The 19,383-nt window shown below is 69.8% G+C and carries 19 protein-coding genes; 14 read left to right on the top strand and 5 right to left on the bottom strand.

Annotated elements, in window-relative coordinates:
- Nucleotides 1-268: 268 nt before the first annotated feature.
- The gene (locus ACW5F0_RS13945; protein WP_456999972.1) at nt 269-1,150 is read right to left on the bottom strand and encodes a pentapeptide repeat-containing protein; all 882 of its coding nucleotides are present in this window, start codon (nt 1,148-1,150) and stop codon (nt 269-271) included.
- Between ACW5F0_RS13945 and ACW5F0_RS13940 the strand changes: the two genes are divergently transcribed.
- The 3 genes from ACW5F0_RS13940 to ACW5F0_RS13930 are packed head-to-tail and all read left to right on the top strand — an operon-like array spanning nt 1,099 to nt 5,543.
- A complete protein-coding gene (locus ACW5F0_RS13940; protein ID WP_456999971.1) occupies nt 1,099-3,510 on the top strand; it encodes a response regulator in 2,412 nt (803 codons plus the stop codon). The two genes, ACW5F0_RS13945 and ACW5F0_RS13940, sit on opposite strands and share 52 nt — an antisense overlap.
- A complete protein-coding gene (locus tag ACW5F0_RS13935) occupies nt 3,503-5,044 on the top strand; it encodes a chemotaxis protein CheB (protein WP_456965125.1) in 1,542 nt (513 codons plus the stop codon). The genes ACW5F0_RS13940 and ACW5F0_RS13935 overlap by 8 nt, the downstream gene beginning before the upstream one ends.
- A 10-nt stretch (nt 5,045-5,054) precedes the next feature.
- A complete protein-coding gene (locus tag ACW5F0_RS13930) occupies nt 5,055-5,543 on the top strand; it encodes a chemotaxis protein CheW (RefSeq protein WP_456965126.1) in 489 nt (162 codons plus the stop codon).
- A gap of 12 nt (nt 5,544-5,555) precedes the next feature.
- On the opposite strand, the gene ACW5F0_RS13925 is transcribed toward ACW5F0_RS13930, so the two are convergent.
- Complete coding sequence (locus tag ACW5F0_RS13925) at nt 5,556-6,293, bottom strand: 16S rRNA (uracil(1498)-N(3))-methyltransferase (RefSeq protein WP_456965127.1); 738 nt, start codon at nt 6,291-6,293, stop codon at nt 5,556-5,558.
- Between the two features lie 351 nt (nt 6,294-6,644).
- Nucleotides 6,645-8,054, bottom strand: a complete 1,410-nt coding sequence (gene bioA / locus ACW5F0_RS13920; RefSeq protein WP_456999959.1) for an adenosylmethionine--8-amino-7-oxononanoate transaminase — start codon at nt 8,052-8,054, stop codon at nt 6,645-6,647.
- A gap of 38 nt (nt 8,055-8,092) precedes the next feature.
- Here bioA and nudE point away from each other — a divergent pair, with 38 nt between their 5' ends.
- From nudE to ACW5F0_RS13870, 10 genes are all read left to right on the top strand, one after another.
- Nucleotides 8,093-8,647 carry an ADP compounds hydrolase NudE gene (gene nudE, locus ACW5F0_RS13915; RefSeq protein WP_456999958.1) on the top strand — a complete coding sequence of 185 codons (555 nt, stop codon included), beginning with the start codon at nt 8,093-8,095 and terminating at the stop codon, nt 8,645-8,647.
- Nucleotides 8,634-9,428 (top strand): 3'(2'),5'-bisphosphate nucleotidase CysQ, encoded by a 795-nt coding sequence (gene cysQ / locus ACW5F0_RS13910; RefSeq protein WP_456999957.1) that lies wholly within the window; start codon nt 8,634-8,636, stop codon nt 9,426-9,428. Before nudE ends, cysQ begins: the two co-directional genes overlap by 14 nt.
- A 197-nt stretch (nt 9,429-9,625) precedes the next feature.
- On the top strand, nt 9,626-10,462 hold the full coding sequence (mazG, locus tag ACW5F0_RS13905) for a nucleoside triphosphate pyrophosphohydrolase (protein ID WP_456999970.1): 837 nt from the start codon (nt 9,626-9,628) through the stop codon (nt 10,460-10,462).
- A gap of 38 nt (nt 10,463-10,500) precedes the next feature.
- The gene (locus tag ACW5F0_RS13900) at nt 10,501-10,803 is read left to right on the top strand and encodes an Mpo1-like protein (protein WP_456965132.1); all 303 of its coding nucleotides are present in this window, start codon (nt 10,501-10,503) and stop codon (nt 10,801-10,803) included.
- A gap of 70 nt (nt 10,804-10,873) precedes the next feature.
- On the top strand, nt 10,874-11,587 hold the full coding sequence (locus tag ACW5F0_RS13895) for a response regulator transcription factor (protein WP_132985343.1): 714 nt from the start codon (nt 10,874-10,876) through the stop codon (nt 11,585-11,587).
- Nucleotides 11,588-11,608: 21 nt separating this feature from the next.
- Entirely contained in the window at nt 11,609-12,913 is a 1,305-nt protein-coding gene (locus ACW5F0_RS13890; protein WP_456999956.1) for a sensor histidine kinase, read from the top strand.
- Nucleotides 12,914-12,976: 63 nt separating this feature from the next.
- Complete coding sequence (locus tag ACW5F0_RS13885) at nt 12,977-14,476, top strand: efflux RND transporter periplasmic adaptor subunit (protein WP_456999955.1); 1,500 nt, start codon at nt 12,977-12,979, stop codon at nt 14,474-14,476.
- The gene (locus tag ACW5F0_RS13880; protein ID WP_456965135.1) at nt 14,473-15,177 is read left to right on the top strand and encodes an ABC transporter ATP-binding protein; all 705 of its coding nucleotides are present in this window, start codon (nt 14,473-14,475) and stop codon (nt 15,175-15,177) included. Before ACW5F0_RS13885 ends, ACW5F0_RS13880 begins: the two co-directional genes overlap by 4 nt.
- Entirely contained in the window at nt 15,174-16,406 is a 1,233-nt protein-coding gene (locus tag ACW5F0_RS13875) for an ABC transporter permease (RefSeq protein ID WP_456999954.1), read from the top strand. Before ACW5F0_RS13880 ends, ACW5F0_RS13875 begins: the two co-directional genes overlap by 4 nt.
- 109 nt (nt 16,407-16,515) lie before the next feature.
- Nucleotides 16,516-17,163: a C40 family peptidase gene (locus tag ACW5F0_RS13870; RefSeq protein ID WP_456999953.1), complete on the top strand. Its 648-nt coding sequence runs from the start codon at nt 16,516-16,518 to the stop codon at nt 17,161-17,163.
- Between the two features lie 298 nt (nt 17,164-17,461).
- Here the strand turns inward: ACW5F0_RS13870 and ACW5F0_RS13865 are convergent, their stop codons facing one another.
- Together ACW5F0_RS13865 and ACW5F0_RS13860 are read right to left on the bottom strand one after the other, a co-directional pair.
- Entirely contained in the window at nt 17,462-18,010 is a 549-nt protein-coding gene (locus ACW5F0_RS13865; protein ID WP_456999952.1) for a hypothetical protein, read from the bottom strand.
- A 130-nt stretch (nt 18,011-18,140) separates the two neighbouring features.
- Complete coding sequence (locus ACW5F0_RS13860) at nt 18,141-18,887, bottom strand: SGNH/GDSL hydrolase family protein (RefSeq protein WP_456999951.1); 747 nt, start codon at nt 18,885-18,887, stop codon at nt 18,141-18,143.
- A gap of 106 nt (nt 18,888-18,993) precedes the next feature.
- Between ACW5F0_RS13860 and ACW5F0_RS13855 the strand changes: the two genes are divergently transcribed.
- Nucleotides 18,994-19,374, top strand: coding sequence for a diacylglycerol kinase (locus ACW5F0_RS13855; RefSeq protein ID WP_456965140.1), 381 nt, complete (start codon nt 18,994-18,996; stop codon nt 19,372-19,374).
- Nucleotides 19,375-19,383: the final 9 nt, after the last annotated feature.

Here is a 19,383-nt window from a genome sequence, read left to right as displayed (position 1 = left end):
CTCCTGTCGGCGCAGCCGCAGGTGCCCGTGGCCGCCGCCTTGGCCGCGCGGCTCGCGGCGCTGCGCGACGGCCTTCCGGAGCCGACGCCCATGGGCCTTGACACGTCCGTCGGCGACGACGCCTCCGACGACGCAGGCCAACCCGCGGAAGCGACCTTGGGCGAGCGCGTGCCGGAGCTGGTCGACATCGACCTGAGTGCCTATACCGGCTTCCCCGCGGGATCCAGCGCCGCCGATGGTGGCGATGTGGCCGGGGACGAAGGCGGGATCACTGCTGCTGCCACTCCGGACGAGGAGCACGCGTCGGCTGACGGGTTCGGGATCGCGCGCGTGGACGCGGATGTGGACGCCGCCGCTGCAGCGGCTGCCGCAGAAGCAGAAGCAGAAGCCGAGGCCGAGGCCGAGCGGCTCCGGTTCGCCGAAATGGAAGCGCAGCTCCTGGAGCAGGAGCGCGTCGAGGCGGAGCGCCTGGAAGCGGAGCGCGTGGAAGCCGGGCGTCTCGAAGCCGAGCGCGCCGAGGCGGAACGTCTCGAAGCGGAGCGCATTGAGGCGAAGCGCATTGAGGCGGAGCGCATTGAAGCGGAGCGCCTTGAAGCGGAGCGCGTCGAAGCGGAGCGCCTGGAAGCGGAGCGTCTCGAAGCGGAGCGTCTCGAAGCGGAGCACGTCGAAGCGGAGCGCCTTGAAGCGGAGCGTCTCGAAGCGGAGCACGTCGAGGCCGAGCGCCTGGAAGCTGCGCTCGTCGAAGCGCAGCAGGCCGAGGCTGAGCGGACTGACGCACAGCGTGCCGAGGCGGAGCGCCTTGAAACCGAGCGTGTCGAAGCAGAACGCCTCGAAGCCGAGCGCGTCGAAGCCGAGCGTCTCGAAGCAGACCGCATCGAAGCGGAGCGTCTCGAAGCGGAACGCGTCGAAGCCGAGCGTCTCGAAGCAGAACGTCTCGAAGCAGAACGCCTCGAAACAGAACGCCTCGAAACAGAACTCCTGGAGGCCGAACGCCTCGAGTCCGAACGCCTTGAAGCCGAACGTCTCGAAGCCGAACGTGTCGAGTCCGAACGCATCGAAGTGGCGCGCATCGAAGCAGAACGCCTTGCAGCCGAGCGCATGGATGTCGACCGCGTCGCCGCCGCCGCGACCAGGGCCGTGCTGACTGCAATCCCGACCGAGGACGATCCCGACGCCGACTTCGACTTCACCGGCCTCGACTCCGAACTGGTCGAAATCTTCGTCGAGGAAGGCCGCGACCTGCTCGACCACTCGGACGGCCTGCTCGCCAGACTGCGTGAATCGGCCGATGATCGCGAGTCGTTGATGGGCCTCCAGCGCGACCTGCACACGCTCAAGGGCGGTGCGCGCATGGCCGGCGTGTTCGCCATCGGCGAACTTGGCCATTCGATGGAATCGCTGCTCGAGGCGGTGTCCGAGCAGCGCTTCGACCTCGCACGCAACGACGTGCCGCTGCTCGAGCGCGGCTTCGACCGCCTGCATGCGATGGTCACGCGCGTTGGCGAGGGTCGTGCGATCAGCCCGTCGCAGGGCCTGATCGACGCTTTCGACGCCCGTGCCCGTGGCGAGGAACTCTCGGCCGAAAGCGGCGCCCCCGCGGGTTCGCGCATGCCGGCCCCGGCCGTGGTGCTGCCGCCGCTCACCGCGCCCATGGGCGATGTCATGCTTGCCGGCGACGACGATGACATCACCATCCGTGCGCCCCAGGAGCAGGTGCGCATCCGCGCCGACCTGCTCGACCGCCTGGTCAACTACGCCGGCGAGGTCGCGATCTACCGCGCCCGCCTGGAACAGCAGCTTGGCGCGTTCCGCGGCGCCATGGGCGAGATGGAGCAGACGAACATGCGTCTGCGCGACCAGCTCCGTCGCCTCGACATCGAGACCGAAGCGCAGATCATCGCCCGCTACCAGCGCGAGCAGGACTCCGCCGATCCCACCTTCGACCCGCTCGAACTCGACCGTTTCTCCACCTTGCAGCAGCTCTCGCGCGCGCTCGGCGAGTCCGCGGCCGACCTGTCCAGCCTGCAGGGGACCCTCGACGACCTGACCCGCCAGTACGAAACCCTGCTGCTGCAGCAGTCGCGGGTCAGCTCCGACCTGCAGGAAGGCCTCATGCGCACGCGCATGGTGCCCTTCGACTCGCTGGTACCGCGCCTGCGTCGCGTGGTCCGCCAGGCCGCATCGGAAACCGGCAAGCACGCACAGCTCAAGCTCGACGGCGCCCAGGGCGAGCTCGACCGCAACGTGCTCGAGCGCATGACCGCGCCGCTGGAGCACATGCTGCGCAATGCCGTGGCCCATGGCCTCGAGAAGCCCGGCAAGCGTCGCGACGCGGGCAAGGCCGACGAGGGCACGGTGCGCATCTCGGTGCGCCGCGAAGGTTCGGAAGTCGTGCTGGAAGTGGCCGACGACGGCAACGGCCTCGACCGCGAGGCGATCCGCCGCCGCGGCATCGAGCGCGGCCTGATCCGCGACGATGCGGCGCTGATCGACAGCGACCTCGACAGCCTGATCTTCCAGCCCGGCTTCTCGACCGCCGATGAGGTCAGCCGCCTGGCCGGCCGCGGCGTCGGCATGGACGTGGTGGCCAGCGAAGTCCGCCAGCTCGGCGGCGCGCTCGACATCGCCAGCACGCGTGGCAAGGGCACGACGTTCACCATGCGCCTGCCGCAGACGCTTGCGGTCACGCAGGCGGTCTTCGTCAAGATCGGCGATACCAGCTTCGCGGTGCCGATCGCATCGGTCCGCGGCGTGGGCCGCCTCTCGCGCGAAGAGTTCGACCGGCCCGGCGCCAGCTATGCCTACGGCGGCGAGGACTACACGGTGCACGACCTCGGCGGCCTGGTCGGCCACGCGGCTGCACGCGCCGAGGGCCACATGCAGATGCCGCTGCTGCTGATCCGCTCGGGTGAACTCCGGGTGGCGGTGGCGGTCGACCAGATCGTCGGCAACCGCGAGATCGTGGTGAAGCCGGTGGGTCCGCAGGTGGCATCGGTGCCGGGCATCTTCGGCGCGACCATCATGGGCGACGGCAGCGTGGTCGTGATCCTCGACATCGCGCCGCTCGTGCGCCGCCAGCAGGTCGCCCGGCCGCGCGATGCGACGCCGGTGGAAATGCCCGACCAGCGCCGCGTGCCCCTGGTCTTGGTGGTCGACGACTCGATCACCATGCGCAAGGTCACCGGCCGCGTGCTCGAGCGCCACAACTTCGAGGTCGGGACCGCGAAGGACGGCATCGACGCGCTTGAGCGCATGGTCGAGCGCGTGCCCGACCTGATGCTGCTCGACATCGAGATGCCGCGCATGGACGGTTACGAACTCGCGACCGCGATGAAGGCCGACCCGCGCCTGCGCAACGTGCCGATCATCATGATTACTTCGCGTACCGGCGAGAAGCATCGCCAACGCGCCTTCGAGATCGGTGTCGAGCGCTACCTCGGCAAGCCGTACCAGGAGAACGAGTTGCTGCGCAACGTCCACGATCTGCTGAAGCTGCAGCGTGATGGCTGAGCAGGGCGCCACGGTGCGGGTGCTGCTCCTTGCGCGCGCCGGCGAGGCCAGGCAGCGCCTGGAAGCCGCGTTGGCGGAGGCCGGCGCCGAGCTGGTGGCCGCGGTCGACCCGGTCGATGGCGATTCCGCCGCCGCCATCGCGCTCGCACCTGCCGCGGTGCTGGTGGCGCTGGAGCCGTCGATCGAGGATTCGCTGGAGCGCTACGACAGCCTGCTGTCGGACCCCGGCGTGCTGGTGATGTTCGACGAGGCCGAAGTCGCCGCGCAGCGTGATGGCTGGGACGCCGCGCGCTGGGTGCGGCACCTCGCCGCCAAGCTCAACGGCCACGAAGACGTGCTGCCCCCGGGTGCGGATGCCGACGACGCCATCCATCCGGCGCCCGGCCCGCTCCCGGAGCGCGAGTTCGATCCGGCCAGCGTCGATATCGGCGCACTGACCGGGGCCGCGCATGACCTGGCCGCGGAAGTGCCGCGTGCCGAAGCCTTTGATCCGCCGCTGGCTGGGGAAGCGGATGCGCCAGCGGCGGGATTCGCGGGACTGGTCTCCGTGGAAGACATGGACTGGTCGTCGTCATCGGAGGCCTACGAGGCCCCCTTGGCCGAGGATCCGGACCTGGTCCGGCTCATCGCCAGCGCCGACGAGGCCCGGTCGCTGAACGCCGGCGCGGATGACATGCACGCTGCCGCCGGTATCGATGGTGCTGAGGCGGTTGACGCGGACGCCGCGTCGGTCAGTGACGCCTTCGAGCTCGATATCTCGGACGAATGGAGTGCCGGCGACGTGCCCGGCGGCGTAGCCGATGACGATGCGGCCGTCGTGGCCGGCGGCGAAGACGATGCACCGCCGGCCATCGACCCGCTCTCGCTCGGCGACGGACTGTCGCTGGCCGACGACGATGCGCCCATCGCCACCCGCGCGCCCGATGCGCCGGCGATCGACCTGGATGCCCTCGCGTCCAGGCTCGACGGACTGTCGCTGGCCGACCCCGACAGCTACGGCCACGGCGTGCTGCGCGGCGCGGTGGTGGTGGAAGCGGGTCTCGGCGGGCCGGACGCCGTCCGCCAGCTGATCGGCGGCCTCGATGCGGGCTTCGCGCGGGCGGTACTGGTGCGGCTCCAGCTCGACGGCGGGCGCTACGAGCGCCTGGTCCAGCAGATGCAGCGCGCAACCTCGCTTCCGGTGGCCCTGGCCGAGCCCGGCGGCTCCGCCGAACCCGGCACCGTCTACTTCCTGGCACCCGACACCGTCGTGGTCCAGGATCGTGCGCGGATGGTGTTCGCGACGGCGGAAGACGATGGCGACAGCTACGGCGCACTGCCTGCAGCGGACAGTGCCGTCATCTTCCTGAGCGGCGCCCAGGTTGCCCGCGTGGACGAGGCGATGGCCCTGGCCACGGCGGGTGCGCTGGTGCTGGCACAGGCCCCCGACAGCTGCTACGACAGCACCGCGGTCGGCGCGCTGGTCGGGCGCGGCGCAGATGCCGCCCAGCCGGGCGACTTGGCGACGGCGCTGCTCGACCGTTGGCCCGCATGAGGACCTGCCCATGAACTCCCCCGCCATCCAGGACATCCGCGGTGTCCTGATCCAGGTCGAAGGCGCGCGCCTGCTGCTGCCCAACGCCACCATCGCCGAAGTGCTGTCGTACGCCGAGCCCGAAGCCGTGGCCGGCGCGCCGGACTGGCTGCTTGGCCGCATCCGCTGGCGCGGCTGGCAGCTCCCGCTGGCCTCGTTCTCGCGCCTTGCGGGCATCGCCGACGAAGTCGGCGGCCTGGGAAGCAAGGTGGTGGTGCTCAAGGCACTGGGCGGCGACAGCCGGCTGCCTTACGTCGCGCTGCTGACCAAGGGCTTCCCGCGCCTGGTCACGGTGCCGCGCGATGCGCTGGTGCCCGATGCCGGCGAGGGCGATGTCGATGGCGAGGCCGCGATTCTGCCGCTGGGCGTGCTGATGCGCGTGCTGCTCAACGACGAAGCGGCGTTGCTCCCGGACGTGGACGCGATCGAAACCGCCATCCGCGACGCGCTGGCCGCCTGACCGGGAAGCGCTTCAGGCCAGGTCGCCGAACGCGGCCTGCAATGCGCTGATCGCGGCGATGCCGGCGGTTTCCGTACGCAGGATCCGCGGCCCCAGGCGCAGGCCGCTGAAGCCGCCGTCAGCCAACACCGAGCGGTCGCGCGGCGACCAGCCGCCCTCGGGACCGATCGCGATCACCACGCTACGACCACCAGGATGCGCCAGCCCGCGCACGGCGGCGTCGGCGGTGGGATCCAGGGTGAGCCGTAGCGCGTCAGCCGGCAGCCCTGCCACGGCGTCTGCAAGCGACATCGGTGTCGACACCGCGGGCACCACGGCGCGACCGCTCTGCGCGCAGGCCGAACCGACCACGCCCTGCCAGTGCGCCAGCCGCTTTGCGGCGCGCGCGGCATCCAGGCGCACCTCGCTGCGCTCGCTGTTCACGGGCACGAAGGCGGCCACGCCGAGCTCGGTCGCCTTCTGCAGGATCCAGTCCATCCTCTCGCCGCGCGCCACGCCCTGCAGCAGCAGGATGCGGAGCGCGGATTCATTGTCGACGGCATGCGCGGCCAGGATCTCCACCTCGCCCCCGCGCTTGCCGGCGGCCGTGACCCGAGCCCCGTAATCGAACCCGTCGCCGTTGAACAGGACGCAGGCGTCGCCGACATCCAGGCGCAGCACGCGCAACAGGTGCGCCGCCGCGCCCTCAGGCAGCGCGAGACGCGCGCCGACGGTCAGGGGCGCTTCGATGTGGGCGCGGGTGAGTCGCATGGGGGATCCCCTTTTTTAGCCACGGATTTACGCGGACAGGTGCGGATTTACACGGATAGAGCGGAAGAAGCGGAAGAGCATTTTTTTTTTGCCACGGATTGACGCGGATGACGCGGATCTGGCCGAGGCAAGTTTGTTGCGAAGAACTCGTTTGAGAAAATGCAGCGAGCAGCGCGCGGTCTTTGGACTGGCCTTGGCCAGATCCGCGTGATTCGCGCAGATCCGTGGCCAAGCTTTTGCTCTGTTTCTCTACTGCCCTATTGCTCCATCCGCGTCCATCCGCGCAAATCCGTGGCCGAAAAGCCTTTGCTCTATCCGTGCAAATCCGCACCTGTCCGCGTAAATCCGTTGTTAAACCGTTCTCCCGGTCGCCGCCTCGATCGCCACCCGCGTGGCGTCGGCCAGCAGCGCCAGCTGGTCGTCGTCGATGCAGTAGGGCGGCATCCAGTAGAGGATGTCGCCCAGCGGGCGCAGCATCACGCCGTGATCGAGGGCGGCGCGGTAGGCGCGCAGGCCGATCTTGTCGGCGGCGTCGAAAGGCGTGCTGCGGTCACCGTCGCGCGTCAGTTCGAACGCGAGCACCATGCCGGCCTGGCGCACCTGGGCCACGTGCGGCAGGTCGGCGAGCGGCGCGGCGGCGGCGGACATCTTCGCGGCCGTGACCTGGTTGCGGGCGATGATGTCGTCGGATTCGAAGATGTCGAGCGAAGCCAAGGCGGCGGCGCAGGCCAGCGGGTTGCCGGTGTAGCTGTGCGAATGCAGGAAGGCGCGGTCGCGCGAGTCGTCGAGGAAGCCATCGTAGATCGACTGCGTGGCCAGCACCGCGGCCAGTGGCAGGAAGCCACCGGTCAGGCCCTTGGACATGCACATCAGGTCCGGCATCACGCCGGCCTGCTCGAAGGCGAACATGGTACCGGTGCGGCCGAAGCCGGTCGCGATCTCGTCGGCGATCAGGAACACGCCGTGCACGTCGCACAGCTCGCGCGCGCGCTTCAGGTACACCGGATGGTGCATGCGCATGCCCCCGGCGCACTGCAGGCGCGGTTCCAGGATCAGCGCGCAGACCTCGCCCGGGTGTTCATCAAGCAGGCGCGCCAGCGCGTCGGCGGCTTCCTCGGCGCAGTCGGCATCCGACTGGCCGGGACGCGCGTGCCAGGCATCGGGGGAGGGCGTGAACATCGCCTCCATCAGCAGCGGTGCGTAGACGCGGCGGTACAGCGGGATGTCGCCGACCGACAGCGCACCGATGGTCTCTCCGTGGTAGCCGTTGGCGAGCGCGACGAACTTCGTGCGCCGGGGCTCGTCGCCGCGGTTGCGGTACCACTGGAAGGCCATCTTCAACGCGACCTCGACGCCGGCCGATCCGTTGTCGGCGTAGAACACCTTGGCCAGCGGGTCGCGGCCGGGCTGGCGCGGGGCGATCGCTAGCAGGCGTTCGGCCAGCTCGATCGCCGTCTCGTGCGTAGCGCCGGCGAGGATCACGTGCTCCAAGGTGCGCGCCTGGCGCGCGATGGCCTCGGCGATGCGCGGCTCGGCGTGACCGTGGATGTTGGTCCACCAGCTGCTCACCGCGTCCAGCGTGCAGCGCCCGTCGTGGCCGACCAGCCAGGCCCCATCGCCGCGGGCAACGGTCAGGAGCGGCAGCGTGTCGGGGTGCTCTCGCATCTGGGTGCAGGGGTGCCAGAGCACGGCCAGGTCGCGGGATCGCCAGCTTTCGCCCTCGGCTAGAATGGCGGGATCGTGGAAAGACTTGTCGGACATCGCAGCATTATCGCCCCTCGGGCAGCGAGGGCGCGCGCATGAGCCGCCGCCTGCCGATCATCCACGGCATCACCGAGTCCGACGCCGGCCCCTACCGGCTCGAACGCATGGACCTGGAGTTCTCCAACGGCGAGCGCCGGCGCTACGAGCGCCTGCACGGCCGCGGCCACGGCGCGGTGGTGGTGGTGCCCCTGATCGACGACGAGACGGTGCTGCTGGTGCGCGAGTACGCCGCCGGCGTGCATCGCTATGAGCTTGGCTTGGTGAAAGGCCGTATCGACGCCGGTGAGACCCCGGCCGAGGCGGCCGACCGCGAACTCAAGGAGGAGGCCGGCTACGGCGCGCGCCGGATCGACGTGCTGCGCAGCCTGACGCTGGCGCCGACCTACATGAGCCATTCCACCCACCTCGTGATCGCCCGCGACCTGTATCCCGAGCGTCTGCCGGGCGACGAGCCGGAGGAGCTGGAAGTGGTGCCGTGGCGGCTTGATCGCCTGCACGAGCTGATCCTGCGCGAGGACTTCTCCGAGGGCCGTTCGATCGCGGCGCTCTTCATCGCTCGCGACTGGCTGCAGCACCATGTCACTGGTTGAGGTCGTGCGCGAAGGCGTGATCGCGATCGCCCGCGAGGCCGGCGCCGCGATCCTGGCCGTGCACGGTGACGACATCGCAGTGCGCGCCAAGGCCGACGCCAGTCCGGTCACCGCTGCCGACATGGCCGCGCACCGCTGCATCGTGGACGGCCTGGCGCTGCTGACGCCTGACATCCCCGTGCTGTCCGAAGAGTCCGCGCACATGGTGCCGCTGCAGCAGCGCCGTGGCTGGTCGCGCTTCTGGCTGGTCGATCCGCTTGATGGCACCCGCGAGTTCCTGAAGGGCAACGGCGAATTCACCGTCAACATCGCGCTGGTGGACGATGGCGTGCCGGTGTTCGGCGTGATCCAGGTGCCCGTGGGTGGTGCCGTCTGGCACGGCGTGCCGGGGCAGGGCGCCTTCCGCCGCGACGGCGGCGTCGAGCGCGCCATCGCCACCCGTCGCCCGGCCACCGCGCCGCTGCGCGTGGCCGCAAGCCGCTCCCACCTCGACGCCCGCACCGCGGCGATGCTGCAGCGTATCGGCGAACACGAATCGATCGGCCTGGGCTCCTCGCTCAAGTTCTGCCTGCTCGCCGAAGGCGGCATGGACGCCTACCCGCGCCTGGGCCCCACCAGCGAATGGGACACCGCTGCCGGCCAGGCCATCCTTGAAGCCGCCGGCGGCTGCGTGCTGGACCTGCGCGGCCGTCCCTTCCGCTACAACCAGCGCGACACGATCCTCAATGGCGACTTCGTTGCGCTGGGCGATCCGGCGCTGCCGTGGCGGGATTGGGTCTAAGAGCGCTTTGCCACGGATTGACGCGGATCACGCGGATTGGCCGAGTCCAGTTCGATCACCACGCGCTGCTCCCGCATTTCCCTCAAACAGGGATTTTCCCCACAAACTCGCCTCGGCCAGATCCGCGTGATCCGCGTCAATCCGTGGCAAAAAAGAGCTTTCCCTGGAGTCCCGAAGTGTCCGAACAAGTCCATGAAATGCAGCGGTTGTTGGCGATCATGGCGCGGCTTCGCGACCCGGAGCGCGGATGCCCGTGGGATCTGGCGCAGGACTTCTCGACGATTGCGCCGTACACGATCGAGGAGGCCTACGAGGTGGCCGATGCGATCGACCGCGGCGACATGGATGGGCTGCGCGAAGAGTTGGGCGATCTGCTGCTGCAGGTGGTGTTCCACGCGCAGATGGCCAGCGAGGCCGGCGAGTTCGCGTTTGGGGACGTGGCCCGTGCGATCTCGGACAAGATGGAGCGACGGCATCCGCACGTATTCGGCGATGAAGACCGCGAGGATGCTGAAGCGGTGCACACGAGTTGGGAGCAGATCAAGCGTGCCGAGCGCGCGGCGGCAGGAGATGGCGACGATTCCGCGCTGGCCGGCATCGCCCGCGGGCTGCCGGAGTGGCAGCGGGCGGTGAAGCTGCAGGACCGTGCCGCGCGCGTGGGGTTCGACTGGCCCGGGCCCGCGCCGGTGATGGCCAAGCTCGAGGAAGAGCTGGAAGAGGTCCGCGTGGAGTTCGATGCGGTCGCCACCGCGCCGGATGATGCGGCTGCCCGTGACCGACTGGAGACAGAGCTCGGGGACCTGCTCTTCGTGGCGGCCAATCTCGCGCGCCACGCGAAGGTCGATGTCGGTGCCGCGCTGCGCCGCGCCAACCACAAGTTCGAGCGCCGCTTCCGCACCATGGAAGCGCTGGCCGCGTCCGAAGGCAGGCAGCTTGCCGGGCAGCCGCTCCGGGCGCAGGACGCGTACTGGACGCGTGCGAAGGACGCCGAACGGCTGGCCGCGTCCGACACAGGGCGTGATGCCAGCGACTGAGGCATGATGCCGGCACAGGCCGCACCAGGAGCCGTCCCATGGCCCGCTTCGCAAGCTTCCGCGAGTTCTATCCGTTCTACCTTGGCGAGCACAGCGATCGCATGTCGCGGCGCCTGCACTTCGTAGGCAGCTGCGGCGCGCTGGCCTTCGCTGCCACGGCCGTTGCCCGCGCCAACGCGTGGTGGCTGCTCGCGGCGGTGGTGTGTGGCTATGCCTTCGCCTGGGTCGGCCACTTTTTCTTCGAGAAGAACCGGCCGGCCACGTTTCGCCATCCACTCTACTCATTCGTGGGGGACTGGGTGATGTTCAAGGACATCCTCACCGGCCGGATCCCGTTCTGAGCCTTCACGTGGCCTAGACTCGTTCCACGGCACATTTCACAAAGCTGAAGACGTCCGTGGAGAGAACTGTATGCGTGGATCGCAGGAACCCGGTGGCCTTGTCCTGATCGTCGAGGACAACCGCAATATTTCGGAGATGGTGGGGGAGTACCTCGAGGGCCGTGGCTTCGAGGTCGACTATGCCGCCGATGGCCTGGACGGCTATCGCCTCGCCAGCGAAAACAACTATGACGTGGTCGTGCTCGACCTGATGCTCCCGCGCCTGGACGGCATCGAGGTCTGCAAGCGCCTGCGCGAGGAAGCACGCAAGTCGACCCCCGTGCTCATGCTCACTGCGCGCGACACCCTGGACGAAAAGCTCACCGGCCTCGGCGCCGGCGCCGACGACTACCTCGTCAAACCCTTCGCGGTGCAGGAACTCGAGGCACGCCTGCGCGCGCTGATCCGGCGCGAACGCAGGCAGGTGGGCTCGGAGGTGTTGAAGGTCGCCGACCTGGTGCTCGACCCGGCCAGCCTGCGCGCCACGCGCTCGGGTACCGAGCTGCAGCTCTCGCCGATCGGCCTGAAGCTGCTCACCATCCTCATGCGCGAGTCGCCACGCGTGGTGAACCGCCAGGAGATCGAGCGCGAGATCTGGGGCAACAGCCTTCCCGACTCCGACACGCTGCGCAGCCACCTCTATAACCTGCGCAAGACCATCGACAAGCCGTTCGACAAGCCCCTGCTGCACACCGTGCAGAGTGCGGGCTACCGCATCGCGGACATCGAACAGCCGCCGGCCTGACGCGGAGGCGGGGACATCGCAATGCCAGATGGCCTGCCGCACAAGCTGCGCAGGGTATTCCTGCTGCAGGCAATGCTGGCGATCCTGGCGGTGGTCGCCTGCCTGTACGTATCCACGGTGTTCGCGCGCGGCGTGCTGTCCACGCAATGGGTGCGCGCGGAGGCGGCCCGGTTCTGGGATGAGAAGGCGAAGGATCCTGCCTATCCGCCGCCGTGGACGTCGTCGGTGCACGGCTATTTCGTGCCGACGGGAAGCGACCCCACGGCCGTGGGGGTCCCGGCGGAGTACGTGGCGATGGGGCCCGGCGTGTACCGGCTGAACCCGACGGGGGCGTCCCAGCGGCTGCTCGTCGAGGATGGGCCGGGCGGGCGCCTCTACCTCCAGATCGCGTTCCGGCTGATGGACAACGTGGGACGCTGGTCGGTACTCATCGCGTCCGTGCTGGCCGTGCTCGCAATCGCGACGGTCAGCTGGCTGAGCTATCGCATCGCGCGCAGCATGGTGTTGCCCGTGACCACGATGGCGGGCGAGGTGTCACGCTGGGATCCGCGGCGTCCCGATCTCGACGCCATCGATCCGGGGCGATTGCCGGGCGACGTGGGCAGCGAGGTGCGCCTGCTGGGCGGCGCGCTCAAGGGCCTGGCGGAGAGGACACAGGCCTTCATCCAGCGCGAACGCGATTTCACCCGCGAGGCCAGCCACGAGCTGCGGACGCCATTGACCGTAGTCAGCGTGGCCGCCGATATGTTGCGTCGGGATCCCGAATTGCCGCCGCGCATGCAGCGTTCGCTGGACCGCGTGCAGGTGGCCGCGCGCGACATGGAGGCGGTGGTCGACGCGCTGCTGATCCTGGCGCGGGAGGACGAACCGGGCAGCATCGAGGAGTTCGACGCGCTGGACGTGGTGATCGAGGCGGTCGCGGTCGGCGAGACGCTGCTCCGCGAACAAGCCGGTCCTCCGGCCGTGCGCCTGACGCTGCTGGAGCATGGCGCTCCGCGTCTGCGCGGCTCGCGGCGGGCGTTGGCGGTCATCGTGGAGCAGCTGGTGCGCAACGCCTGCACGTTCACCTCGGAAGGCACCATCGAAGTGGTCGTGGAACCGGATCGCATCGAAGTGCGCGATACCGGCGTGGGCATGGAGCGCGATGTGCTCGAGCGCGCGTTCGAGCCGTTCTACCGCGCCGACCAGTACATCGGCGGGCGCGGATTGGGGCTGGCCGTCGTGCGGCGGCTGGCCGGTCGCTTCGGCTGGTCGGTGGATATCGACAGCACGCCCGGGAAGGGTACCGACGTCATCCTCCGCTTCCAGCCGAGTCGGGAGACCTGAGCCGGTCAACGCCTGCCATGCTGGTGCGTTAGCCTTCACGACCCCAGCCGGATCCCGCAGCGAATGAGCCACCGACCCAAGCGCGCCCAGCGCCCCCGCAAGATCCTCGCCATCGCCGTCATCACCGTCTTCGCCATCGGCGCGGGCGCCTGGTATTTCAGCCAGCGCAACGCATCCGCCGATGCCGGGACCTGGCGCACCGTCGAGGTCGAGCAGGGCGACATCCGCGTCGCGATCTCCGCCACCGGCACCCTGAGCGCGATCTCGACCGTGGTCGTGGGCAGCCAGATCTCGGGCCAGGTGACCGACGTGCTGGTCGACTTCAACGACAAGGTCGAGCAGGGCCAGGTGCTCGCCCGCATCGACCCGAGCAGCTACCAGGCGCAGATCGAGCAGGGCTCGGCGCAGATCGCGAGCGCCCGCGCGAGCCTTGCACAGGCGCAGGCGGCGCTTCGCAACGCCGAACTCGACCACAGGCGCAAGACCGAGCTGGGCGAGCGCCAGCTGGTCGCGCGCAGCGACGTCGATCTGGCGCGCGCGGCGCTCGACCAGGCGCGCGCGCAGGTGGCGTCCGCGCAGGCGCAGATCAACCAGCAGACCGCGTCCACGCAGACCACGCGCATCAACCTCGAGCGCACCGTGATCCGCTCGCCCGTGGACGGCGTGGTGCTCACCCGCACCATCGAGCCCGGGCAGACGGTGGCCGCGAGCCTGCAGGCGCCGGAGCTGTTCACCATCGCCGAGGACCTGTCGAAGATGAAGATCGAGCTCGCCGTGGACGAGGCCGATATCGGCCAGGTCCAGGCGGGGCAGGCCGTGAGCTTCACCGCCGATGCCTTTGCCGACCGCCAGTTCCGCGGCGTGGTCGACCAGGTGCGGCTGAGCGCCACCAATACCAGCAACGTGGTGACCTACCCCGTGGTCGTGACCGTGGACAACGGCGACGGCACGCTACTGCCCGGCCTGACGGTGAACGCGGAGATCGAGGTCAGCCGCCGCGACGACGTGCACAAGGTGTCCAACGCCGCGCTGCGCTACAAGCCCACCAGCGCCGGGGGCGCGGTCCCGGCCGCGGCGCGTGGGGGCGCGCGAAACGGCGTCACCGACGACCTTCGCCGCGAGGCAGGCGCGCTCGGCCTCGCGGCACAGCAGCAGGCCGCATTCGACGAGGCCATCGCCGCGATCCAGGCCCGCCAGCAGGCCCGCGAAGCAGCGGCGCCTGCCGGCGGCGGGCCCGCGGGTGGCCCGATGTTCGGCGGGTCGCGCGGTGGCGGTGCGCCCTCGGGCGCGATGGCATCGCAGATCCGCCAGCGCATGCTGCAGCGCTACCGGGACGATTTCGCGGCCTTCCGTGCCAGCCTCGACGACGGCCAGGCGCAGCGCTGGGACGCCGCGGTGGCGAGCCTGGTCGGTGCGACCCGCGCGACCGTGTACAGGCTGTCGGGTGGCAAGCCGGAGCCGGTGATGGTCCGCGTCGGAGCGACCGACGGCACCGCCACCGAAGTCTCGGGCGGGCTCCAGGCCGGCGATGTGCTGGTCACGGGCGAGCGCGCCGCGCGATGAGCACCGCCGTCCCGATCATCGAGACGCGCGCCCTGGGCAAGGTCTACTCGGCCGGCTCAGAGGCCGAGGTGGTGGCGCTGAAGGATGTGGACCTGCGCATCGAGCACGGCTCCTTTGTCGCGATCATGGGGCCCTCGGGTTCGGGCAAGTCGACGCTGATGAACCTGGTCGGCTGCCTGGATACACCGAGCTCGGGCAGCTATCACTGCGACGGCGTGGATGTGTCGACCCTCGATGCCGAAGAGCTTGCGGCGCTGCGCCGCGAGAAGATCGGCTTCGTGTTCCAAGGCTTCCACCTGCTGCCGCGGATGAGCGCGCTGGAGAACGTTGCGATGCCGCTGAGCTACGCCCGCGTGCCCCCGGAGGAGCGCGCGCGCATGGCCACCGAAGTGCTTGAAGCCGTCGGGCTGGGCGGGCGCACGGGGCACCGGCCCAATGAACTGTCCGGCGGACAGCAGCAGCGCGTGGCGATCGCGCGCGCGCTGGTCAACCGGCCGCCGCTGCTGCTGGCCGACGAACCCACCGGCGCGCTTGACTCGAAGACCGGCGAGGAAATCCTGGCACTGTTCAAGCGCCTGCGCGACGAAGGCCACACCGTGGTCCTGATCACGCATGACGCCGAGGTCGCGGCGCACGCCGACCGCACCTACGTGATCCGCGACGGCGAACTGCATCCCGAGCACGCGGAGGCGGCGCGATGAAATTCAGCGACGTCATCCGCACCGCGATCCATGCCCTGCGTGGCAACTGGATGCGCAGCGTGCTCACCTCGCTCGGCGTGATCATCGGCATCGCCGCGGTGATCGTGATGGTCTCCGTGGGCCAGGGCACGCAGTCGGAGATCGACAAGATGGTCTCGGGCCTGGGTTCGCAGCGCCTGGACATTTCGCCCGGCTCGCGCCGCGGTCCGGGTGGCGTGCGCATGAGCGCGTCGAGCTTCTACACCCTGACCGAAGGCGACGTCGAAGCGATCCGCAGCGACATCCCGGAAGTGCAGTTCGTGTCCGGCTCCTTGAACGGCAGCAGCCAGGTGGTCTATGCCGAGAACAACTGGTCGAGTCGCTGGCAGGGCGTGCAGCCGGACTACTTCGACATCAACGGCTGGACCATCGTCGAGGGCGAGGCCTTCGACGCGCAGGACTACGGCGGTGCGGCCAAGGAAGTGATCCTCGGCGAGACCGTGCGCCGCGAACTGTTCGGCGACGAACCGGCGATCGGGCAGACGGTGCGCCTGGGCCGCGTGCCCTTCGTGGTCGTCGGCACGCTTGCGCCGAAGGGGCAGGGCGGTTGGGGCCAGGACCAGGACGACGTGATGATGGTGCCGCTGCAGACGGCCCGCCGCCGGCTGCTGGGCTCGATCGGATTGCCGCCGGGGGCAGTCATGCAGGTCGCGTTGACCGTCTCGAACGCGGACGATCTCGGCTACGTGCAGGGCGAGGTGGAATCGCTGCTGCGCCAGCGTCACCGCATCGGCCCCGGCGACGACGACGACTTCACCGTGCGCAACATCTCCGAGATCGTGGCCACGCGCACCGCGACCACGCGGTTGATGTCGCTGCTGCTCGGCGCGGTGGCGACGATCTCGCTGATCGTCGGCGGCATCGGCATCATGAACATCATGCTGGTGTCGGTGACCGAGCGCATCCGCGAGATCGGCCTGCGCATGGCGGTGGGCGCCGGGCCGTCGGACGTGCGTCGCCAGTTCCTCGCCGAGGCCATGCTGCTGTCGCTGGTCGGCGGTGCGCTGGGCATCGTGATCGGCATCGCCGGGGCGCTGCTGGTCGGCCGTTTCGGCAACCTGCCGGTGGTGCTCAACGGCCAGATCGTGGCGCTCGCGGCCGGCTTCTCGGTGGCGACGGGCCTGTTCTTCGGCTACTACCCGGCGCGCAAGGCGTCGATGCTGGATCCGATCGAAGCGCTGCGGCAGTAACCCGACCTCGGGTCGCCCCCATAGGGACCGGCCCGGGGTTGGCGGCCACCGGGGGCGCGCGGAGACTGTCTCCATTGCAACGCGCCGCGCAGCGGACCGGAGACGCGACATGACCGCCATCCACAACATCGCCTCGGGCGACACGCTTTCGCAGATCGCGCAGCGCTACGGGACCACCGTCAACGCGCTGATGGACGCCAACTCGCAGATCAAGGACGCAGACCTGATCTACGCCGGCGACACGCTGAACATCAGCGGGACGTCGGGCGGTGCGGGTGGCGGCGGCGCCAGCGGCGTCTCGGCCAGCGGGGGTGTCACGTCTGGCACCGGCGTCAGCGGCAACAGCGCTGCCGCGATCGCCGAGCAGTTCATCGGCCGCAACGCCGGCGAGCTCAAGCACAGCGACGAGCTGCCGATGCAGAGCTGGGTGCCGAACAACGTCAACTGCGCGAACTTCGTTTCAGCCTGCCTGCAGAAGGCGGGGCTGATCGATGGCAGCCAGGCGAGTGCCTCGGTAGACAACCTGGCGAGCAACCTGAAGGGCGACGGGTGGAAGACGGTCTCGCTGGCCGACGCCCGGCCCGGCGACGTGGTGCTGATGCAGCGCGACGGGCAGTCGCACGTGGTGCTGTTCGCGGGCTTCGAGGGCGGGCAGCCGAAGTTCATCGGTTCCAACAACGTCAACGCCGACGGTTCGCAGCGCGTCAGCTGGGGCGGTGCGTCGGGGAACTACGAAATCATCACCCCGCCGGGCTGAGGGGGCGCTCGCCGCCTGCGTGGCGGAGTGATTGGGTACTCCGCGCGCTGAGCAGTTGCGCTGCTCTTTATGCGCGCTGCGTACCCAACCACCCCGCCATCCAGGCGCCGACGCGCGCTGGCGGGATGGCAAGAGCCGAGCGCGTGCTCCGGCGGCCACCGCGGCGCGCAGCGCCGCGCAAGCTCGCCGCAGCGGTCGGACTGAGGGCGCATGGGGTACGCAGCCCGCATAAAGAGCACCACGTGCTCAGCCGGCGGAGTACCCCATGCGTCCTCAGCCCCGCCACCACCCAAAAGCATCAGAAGCCGAACAGCGCCCTCGGTGCGGCATGCGCCTGCGGCCAGTCGAGCCAGGCCACGTCGCCCGGCCCGATGGCGTGGTCGAGCACGCGCCAGGTGCCGCCGAAGGGGACGCCATCGGCACCCGTCGAGTCGCCCCTCTGGTCGCGCGCCGCTGCTGCTGCAGGGGCGGCAGAGGCGGCAGCGTCGGCATCGGCATCGGCAGCCGCATCGCCATCGCCCGTGGCATCGACGGCCTCGCCGTCGTCGACAGGGCTGGCGTCCTGTTCGTGCCGGAGCAGGACCACGTACACGTCGGACATCGCGCCCTGCGCCGAAGCTTCGGCGAACCGCGTGCCGGAAAGATCCGGCCGGCCGCCCCCGGGTGCGCGCATGGTGCCGAGCACGAAGGCCCAGCTGCCGAGGCGATCCATGCGTTCGACGTCGAGCTCAACCTTTCCGTCGAGGGCGGCACGCAGCGGTCCGGTGGCGGCTTCGAGCATGGCGTCGTAGCCGGCATCACCCGGCCGCATGGATTGCGGCGTGGCCTGTGCGAACGAAGGATTCATTGCGACTCCGGAGGCGAGTACGGCGATCGATCCGAGGATAGCAGCGGGTCTGCGCATGCGCGGATTCCTGGTGCGGTTGCGTGACGCCTGCATCGTGGCAGCCTGGGCCTGCGCGTCGGGTGAACGCTGGTCAGCGTAGCCACGGCACGATGGCTTCGCGCCAGACGGCATAACCCGCGGCATTCATGTGCAGGCGGTCGGCGATGAAAAGCGCCTCGCGTGGGCGGCCCGCGTCATCGAGCATGGGCGTGGTGACATCGATGTAGGCCGTGCCGGGCTGCTGGCGCAGCCAGGTTTCGACCAGCGCGTTGGCCTCGCGCTGTGCCGGCAGCTGATCGATGCGCGCGGGGCTGGGCTTGATCGAGACCCAGGCGAGGGTGGCCCGCGGCAGGGCCGCGCGCAGGCGCGTGACTAAGACCTGCGTGTCGGCCAGCACCTGCCTGGGGCTGCGGCCGGCGTCGATGTCGTTGTCGCCGGCGTACAGCAGCACCACGCGCGGCTGGTACTGGATGGCGACGGCGTCCGCATGCCAGGCGAGGTCGCGGACCTGGGCGCCGCCAAAGCCCCGGTTGCGCACCGGGATGCCGGGGAAATCCCGCGACAGCGACGGCCACATCCTGAACGATGAACTACCGGCGAATACCACCGGGCGCCGTGGCGGCGGATGCAGCACGTCCTCCGCCGCGAACCGCGCCATGTCGGCCTCCCAGTCGGGCGTGGAAACCGGATCCAGGCCCGGCGGCGGCTGCCAGGGTGGGGACGAGGGCGCGGTGGCGCAGGCCGCCAGCAGCACGGCCGCGGCCGCAAGGCCAGCCGCCGCGCGGGCTGCGGCGCGGAGGCGGTTCGATAAGGGGGCGAGAGTGATGGTGGTGGGCATGCCTGCACCGGAAACGGCCTGGGACCAGTGGAGCAGCGCCCGGCCACGGACGCAATCCGGGGAAGACCCGGTCGCGCGCGCCGCCTTGTGGCAAAATTGCGCGCTTATGGCCGACGAGACCGGACACCTGCCCCGCAGCCCGGCACGCATGCTGAAGGCGACCCTCTGGTCGCTCCAGGGCCTGCGCGCGGCCTGGCTCCACGAGTCGTCGTTCCGGCTCGAGGTCTATCTGTTCGCATTGCTGGCGCCGCTGGGCCTGTGGCTGGGCCAGGACGGCGTCGAGCGCGCGCTGCTCGTAGGGTGCCTGCTGCTGGTGCTGGCCGTGGAACTCCTGAATTCAGCGGTCGAAGCGGTCATCGCCCGCTATGGCGACGAACACCACGAGCTCGCCGGCCGCGCCAAGGACATGGGCTCTGCAGCGGTCTTCGTGCTGATGCTCAACGTATTGCTGGTGTGGGGCGCGCTGCTGCTGCCACGACTGCCATGAACTCCGTGC

This window comes from Luteimonas sp. A534, assembly GCF_054072805.1.
This window is presented reverse-complemented; position numbering and strand designations above follow the sequence as displayed.

Excerpts from the sequence above, each read along its gene's own strand:
- ACW5F0_RS13865 (WP_456999952.1), bottom strand. The coding sequence starts at position 18,010 with ATGAATCCTTCGTTCGCACAGGCCACGCCGCAATCCATGCGGCCGGGT.
- ACW5F0_RS13875 (WP_456999954.1), top strand. The coding sequence starts at position 15,174 with ATGAAATTCAGCGACGTCATCCGCACCGCGATCCATGCCCTGCGTGGC.
- ACW5F0_RS13900 (WP_456965132.1), top strand. The coding sequence starts at position 10,501 with ATGGCCCGCTTCGCAAGCTTCCGCGAGTTCTATCCGTTCTACCTTGGC.
- ACW5F0_RS13880 (WP_456965135.1), top strand. The coding sequence starts at position 14,473 with ATGAGCACCGCCGTCCCGATCATCGAGACGCGCGCCCTGGGCAAGGTC.
- ACW5F0_RS13855 (WP_456965140.1), top strand. The coding sequence starts at position 18,994 with ATGGCCGACGAGACCGGACACCTGCCCCGCAGCCCGGCACGCATGCTG.
- nudE (WP_456999958.1), top strand. The coding sequence starts at position 8,093 with ATGAGCCGCCGCCTGCCGATCATCCACGGCATCACCGAGTCCGACGCC.
- ACW5F0_RS13895 (WP_132985343.1), top strand. The coding sequence starts at position 10,874 with ATGCGTGGATCGCAGGAACCCGGTGGCCTTGTCCTGATCGTCGAGGAC.
- ACW5F0_RS13885 (WP_456999955.1), top strand. The coding sequence starts at position 12,977 with ATGAGCCACCGACCCAAGCGCGCCCAGCGCCCCCGCAAGATCCTCGCC.
- ACW5F0_RS13870 (WP_456999953.1), top strand. The coding sequence starts at position 16,516 with ATGACCGCCATCCACAACATCGCCTCGGGCGACACGCTTTCGCAGATC.
- ACW5F0_RS13940 (WP_456999971.1), top strand. The coding sequence starts at position 1,099 with ATGGATGTCGACCGCGTCGCCGCCGCCGCGACCAGGGCCGTGCTGACT.
- ACW5F0_RS13890 (WP_456999956.1), top strand. The coding sequence starts at position 11,609 with ATGCCAGATGGCCTGCCGCACAAGCTGCGCAGGGTATTCCTGCTGCAG.
- ACW5F0_RS13930 (WP_456965126.1), top strand. The coding sequence starts at position 5,055 with ATGAACTCCCCCGCCATCCAGGACATCCGCGGTGTCCTGATCCAGGTC.
- ACW5F0_RS13935 (WP_456965125.1), top strand. The coding sequence starts at position 3,503 with ATGGCTGAGCAGGGCGCCACGGTGCGGGTGCTGCTCCTTGCGCGCGCC.
- mazG (WP_456999970.1), top strand. The coding sequence starts at position 9,626 with ATGCAGCGGTTGTTGGCGATCATGGCGCGGCTTCGCGACCCGGAGCGC.
- cysQ (WP_456999957.1), top strand. The coding sequence starts at position 8,634 with ATGTCACTGGTTGAGGTCGTGCGCGAAGGCGTGATCGCGATCGCCCGC.
- ACW5F0_RS13860 (WP_456999951.1), bottom strand. The coding sequence starts at position 18,887 with ATGCCCACCACCATCACTCTCGCCCCCTTATCGAACCGCCTCCGCGCC.
- bioA (WP_456999959.1), bottom strand. The coding sequence starts at position 8,054 with ATGTCCGACAAGTCTTTCCACGATCCCGCCATTCTAGCCGAGGGCGAA.
- ACW5F0_RS13925 (WP_456965127.1), bottom strand. The coding sequence starts at position 6,293 with ATGCGACTCACCCGCGCCCACATCGAAGCGCCCCTGACCGTCGGCGCG.